Here is a 5,541-nt window from a genome sequence, read left to right as displayed (position 1 = left end):
CTTAAAAGAAGTCCGGCGGTGTCCTACTCTCCCACAGGGTCCCCCCTGCAGTACCATCGGCGCTGTGAGGCTTAGCTTCCGGGTTCGGAATGTAACCGGGCGTTTCCCTCACGCTATGGCCGCCGAAACACTATTGATGTTTCAATCAAACACATAACAAAGTCATTGTTGTTATGCGGTTCTCGACCGTACATCGAGAACCACTCAGTGGACGCGTAGCACCAACAAACGGTGTGTTATCAAGTCATCGGCTTATTAGTACCAGTCAGCTGCATGCATTACTGCACTTCCACATCTGGCCTATCAACCCAGTAGTCTGGCTGGGAGCCTCTCACCCGAAGGTATGGAAATCTCATCTTGAGGCCGGCTTCCCGCTTAGATGCTTTCAGCGGTTATCCATCCCGAACGTAGCTAATCAGCGGTGCTCCTGGCGGAACAACTGACACACCAGAGGTTCGTCCAACCCGGTCCTCTCGTACTAGGGTCAGATCCTCTCAAATTTCCTACGCGCGCAGCGGATAGGGACCGAACTGTCTCACGACGTTCTAAACCCAGCTCGCGTACCGCTTTAATGGGCGAACAGCCCAACCCTTGGGACCTACTCCAGCCCCAGGATGCGACGAGCCGACATCGAGGTGCCAAACCATGCCGTCGATATGGACTCTTGGGCAAGATCAGCCTGTTATCCCCGAGGTACCTTTTATCCGTTGAGCGACAGCGCTTCCACAAGCCACTGCCGGATCACTAGTCCCGACTTTCGTCCCTGCTCGACCTGTCAGTCTCACAGTCAAGCTCCCTTGTGCACTTACACTCGACACCTGATTACCAACCAGGTTGAGGGAACCTTTGGGCGCCTCCGTTACTTTTTGGGAGGCAACCGCCCCAGTTAAACTACCCACCAGGCACTGTCCCTGAACCGGATTACGGTTCGAAGTTAGATATCCAGAGTGACCAGAGTGGTATTTCAACAATGACTCCACATGAACTGGCGTCCATGCTTCAAAGTCTCCCACCTATCCTACACAAGCCACACCGAACACCAATACCAAGCTGTAGTAAAGGTCACGGGGTCTTTCCGTCCTGCTGCGCGTAACGAGCATCTTTACTCGTAATGCAATTTCGCCGAGTTCGCGGTTGAGACAGTTGGGAAGTCGTTACGCCATTCGTGCAGGTCGGAACTTACCCGACAAGGAATTTCGCTACCTTAGGATGGTTATAGTTACCACCGCCGTTTACTGGGGCTTAAATTCTCAGCTTCGCCTTGCGGCTAACCGGTCCTCTTAACCTTCCAGCACCGGGCAGGCGTCAGTCCGTATACATCGTCTTGCGACTTGGCACGGACCTGTGTTTTTAGTAAACAGTCGCTACCCACTAGTCTCTGCGGCCTCCAAACGCTTTCGGAGCAAGTCCTAATACGTCGAAGGCCCCCCTTCTCCCGAAGTTACGGGGGCATTTTGCCGAGTTCCTTAACCACGATTCTCTCGATCTCCTTGGTATTCTCTACCTGACCACCTGAGTCGGTTTGGGGTACGGGCGGCTAGAACCTCGCGTCGATGCTTTTCTTGGCAGCATAGGATCATCCACTTTTTATCCGCATCGTGTCTCAGCCTATGTGAACGGCGGATTTGCCTACCGTTCGGCCTACGCACTTGCACCAGGACAACCATCGCCTGGCTTGGACTACCTTCCTGCGTCACACCTGTTAATACGCTAACCGCACCAGAATGGGGTCGTGCGCTAGGCCCAACGCTTCACCCCGAAGGGATCCGTCAGTGGGATTCAGACACTTAGCACTACTGGATTAGCTTGGGCGGTTCTTCGCCGGTACGGGAATATCAACCCGTTGTCCATCGACTACGCCTGTCGGCCTCGCCTTAGGTCCCGACTTACCCAGGGAAGATTAGCTTGACCCTGGAACCCTTGGTCTTTCGGAGGACGTGTTTCTCACACGTCTTTCGCTACTCATGCCTGCATTCTCACTCGTGTAGCCTCCACGGCTGGTTTACACCGCCGCTTCGCTGGCCACACGACGCTCTCCTACCCATCAACACGGCTGGACCACGAAGGCCTACCAATAATGTCAATGCCACAACTTCGGTGGCGTGCTTGAGCCCCGTTACATTGTCGGCGCGGAATCACTTGACCAGTGAGCTATTACGCACTCTTTCAAGGGTGGCTGCTTCTAAGCCAACCTCCTGGTTGTCAAGGCAACTCCACATCCTTTCCCACTTAGCACGCGCTTTGGGACCTTAGTTGGTGGTCTGGGTTGTTTCCCTCTCGACTATGAAGCTTATCCCCCACAGTCTCACTGCTGCGCTCTCACTTACCGGCATTCGGAGTTTGGCTGACGTCAGTAACCTTGTAGGGCCCATCGGCCATCCAGTAGCTCTACCTCCGGCAAGAAACACGCAACGCTGCACCTAAATGCATTTCGGAGAGAACCAGCTATCACGAAGTTTGATTGGCCTTTCACCCCTATCCACAGCTCATCCCCTCAGTTTTCAACCTAAGTGGGTTCGGTCCTCCACGACGTCTTACCGTCGCTTCAACCTGGCCATGGATAGATCACTTCGCTTCGGGTCTAGGACATGCGACTGAATCGCCCTATTCAGACTCGCTTTCGCTACGGCTACCCCACACGGGTTAACCTCGCCACATATCGCTAACTCGCAGGCTCATTCTTCAAAAGGCACGCTGTCACAGCTACTAAGGCTGCTCCAACGGTTTGTAAGCAAACGGTTTCAGGTACTATTTCACTCCCCTCCCGGGGTACTTTTCACCTTTCCCTCACGGTACTTGTCCGCTATCGGTCATCTGGGAGTATTTAGGCTTATCAGGTGGTCCTGACAGATTCACACGGGATTTCACGGGCCCCGTGCTACTTGGGATACTCTTCGCGCCAAGAGAGGCATTTCGACTACGGGGTTGGCACCCTCTATGACCGGCCTTTCAAGACCGTTCGTCTATACCTTCTTGTAACGCCGCCACCTCGGCAGAGATGACTGAAAAGTCCCACAACCCCCAACGTGCAACGCCTGCCGGCTATCACACACGCTAGGTTTAGCCTGATCCGGTTTCGCTCGCCACTACTAACGGAATCGCGGTTGCTTTCTCTTCCTGTGGGTACTGAGATGTTTCACTTCCCCACGTTCCCTCTACCCGCCCTATATATTCAGGCGGGAGTCACTAGGTCGGCACGCCGCCCAGCGGGGTTTCCCCATTCGGACACCCTCGGATCAAAACTTGCTTATCAGTTCCCCGAGGCTTATCGCAGATTGCTACGTCCTTCTTCGGCTCCAGATGCCAAGGCATCCACCGTTTGCTCTTAAAGACTTGAAATCACATGAGTTTGAATCAGAATCGACACCAGGCCCGAAAGCCTGGCATGAAATTGACTAATGATCTTTAAGATCATCTTGTGCAACCAGCTCGAAAGCCGGCTGCAAGATGCTCGCGTCCACTGTGTAGTTCTCAAAGTACGGGCGGTACCCCATCCAGCAACCCCACACGGGGGAAACCAGAAGAGGCCCAGAGTAACCAAATGCTTCCAACCCGAAGGTCAAAGCGCATCCGGTCCCTCAGGACCCAACAGCGTGCAGGCACCGATCCCCTCACCCCACTCTTTCCAACAACCGAAGTTGCGTACTCGACCAGAGATCAGATCTCGATGCCATGTCAAATGTTCCACCCATGAGCTCCCAGCGAAGAACATGTGCCTTCGATCTGGGTTCTGGACTCCGAAGAGTCAGATGCTCCTTAGAAAGGAGGTGATCCAGCCGCACCTTCCGGTACGGCTACCTTGTTACGACTTAGTCCTAATTACCGATCCCACCTTCGACGGCTCCCTCCACAAGGGTTAGGCCACCGGCTTCAGGTGTTACCGACTTTCATGACTTGACGGGCGGTGTGTACAAGACCCGGGAACGTATTCACCGCAGCGTTGCTGATCTGCGATTACTAGCGACTCCGACTTCATGAGGTCGAGTTGCAGACCTCAATCCGAACTGGGACCGGCTTTTTGGGATTCGCTCCACCTCGCGGTATTGCAGCCCTTTGTACCGGCCATTGTAGCATGCGTGAAGCCCAAGACATAAGGGGCATGATGATTTGACGTCATCCCCACCTTCCTCCGAGTTGACCCCGGCAGTATCCCATGAGTTCCCACCATTACGTGCTGGCAACATAGAACGAGGGTTGCGCTCGTTGCGGGACTTAACCCAACATCTCACGACACGAGCTGACGACAACCATGCACCACCTGTTTACGAGTGTCCAAAGAGTTGACCATTTCTGGCCCGTTCTCGTATATGTCAAGCCTTGGTAAGGTTCTTCGCGTTGCATCGAATTAATCCGCATGCTCCGCCGCTTGTGCGGGTCCCCGTCAATTCCTTTGAGTTTTAGCCTTGCGGCCGTACTCCCCAGGCGGGGAACTTAATGCGTTAGCTGCGTCACGGAATCCGTGGAATGGACCCCACAACTAGTTCCCAACGTTTACGGGGTGGACTACCAGGGTATCTAAGCCTGTTTGCTCCCCACCCTTTCGCTCCTCAGCGTCAGTTACGGCCCAGAGATCTGCCTTCGCCATCGGTGTTCCTCCTGATATCTGCGCATTCCACCGCTACACCAGGAATTCCAATCTCCCCTACCGCACTCTAGTCTGCCCGTACCCACTGCAGGCCGGAGGTTGAGCCTCCGGATTTCACAGCAGACGCGACAAACCGCCTACGAGCTCTTTACGCCCAATAATTCCGGATAACGCTTGCGCCCTACGTATTACCGCGGCTGCTGGCACGTAGTTAGCCGGCGCTTTTTCTGCAGGTACCGTCACTTTCGCTTCTTCCCTGCTAAAAGAGGTTTACAACCCGAAGGCCGTCATCCCTCACGCGGCGTTGCTGCATCAGGCTTCCGCCCATTGTGCAATATTCCCCACTGCTGCCTCCCGTAGGAGTCTGGGCCGTGTCTCAGTCCCAGTGTGGCCGGTCACCCTCTCAGGCCGGCTACCCGTCGACGCCTTGGTGAGCCATTACCTCACCAACAAGCTGATAGGCCGCGAGCCCATCCCCAACCGAAATTCTTTCCAGACGCAGACCATGCGGTCACGTCACATATCCAGTATTAGACGCCGTTTCCAGCGCTTATCCCAGAGTCAGGGGCAGGTTGCTCACGTGTTACTCACCCGTTCGCCACTGATCCACAGAGCAAGCTCTGCTTCACCGTTCGACTTGCATGTGTTAAGCACGCCGCCAGCGTTCATCCTGAGCCAGGATCAAACTCTCCGTAAAAAAGAAATGCATACCACCCGGGGAAAAACCGGGAAGCAGCGAGTTTGATGCTGACCAAAGAGACAAATTCATTGCTGACTTCATCCGTTGCCAACCCCACAAGGAGGTTGGTCTTTGATCCAAAGGAATCTCATCCAGCCGAAGCTGAATCGAGGTTATTTGGCATTTGACAAGTGCACGCTGTTGAGTTCTCAAGGATCGGATGCTCCCACGACCCAGTCATCACAACCAGGCCCGAAGGGCAACTTCTCTATCTTAC

At 54.4% G+C, this 5,541-nt stretch carries 3 rRNA genes; all 3 read right to left on the bottom strand.

The features are described from left to right. Positions 1-10: 10 nt before the first annotated feature. The 3 genes from rrf to WFJ97_RS16405 all read right to left on the bottom strand — a co-directional run bounded on the left by rrf (position 11) and on the right by WFJ97_RS16405 (position 5,282). Positions 11-127 (bottom strand): 5S ribosomal RNA (gene rrf / locus WFJ97_RS16415). Between the two features lie 108 nt (positions 128-235). After that, positions 236-3,339: ribosomal RNA gene (locus WFJ97_RS16410) — 23S ribosomal RNA — on the bottom strand. A 421-nt stretch (positions 3,340-3,760) separates the two neighbouring features. Further along, a 16S ribosomal RNA gene (locus WFJ97_RS16405) occupies positions 3,761-5,282 on the bottom strand. The 16S, 23S and 5S rRNA genes sit together here, the layout of an rRNA operon. Between the last annotated feature and the right edge of the window lie 259 nt (positions 5,283-5,541).

Origin of the sequence: Microbacterium sp. USHLN272 (assembly GCF_037149655.1) — a bacterium.
Classification (GTDB): Bacteria; Actinomycetota; Actinomycetes; order Actinomycetales; family Microbacteriaceae; genus Microbacterium; species Microbacterium galbinum.
Note: the sequence above shows the minus strand (reverse complement) of the source record. Positions and strands in the feature narration are given on the sequence as shown.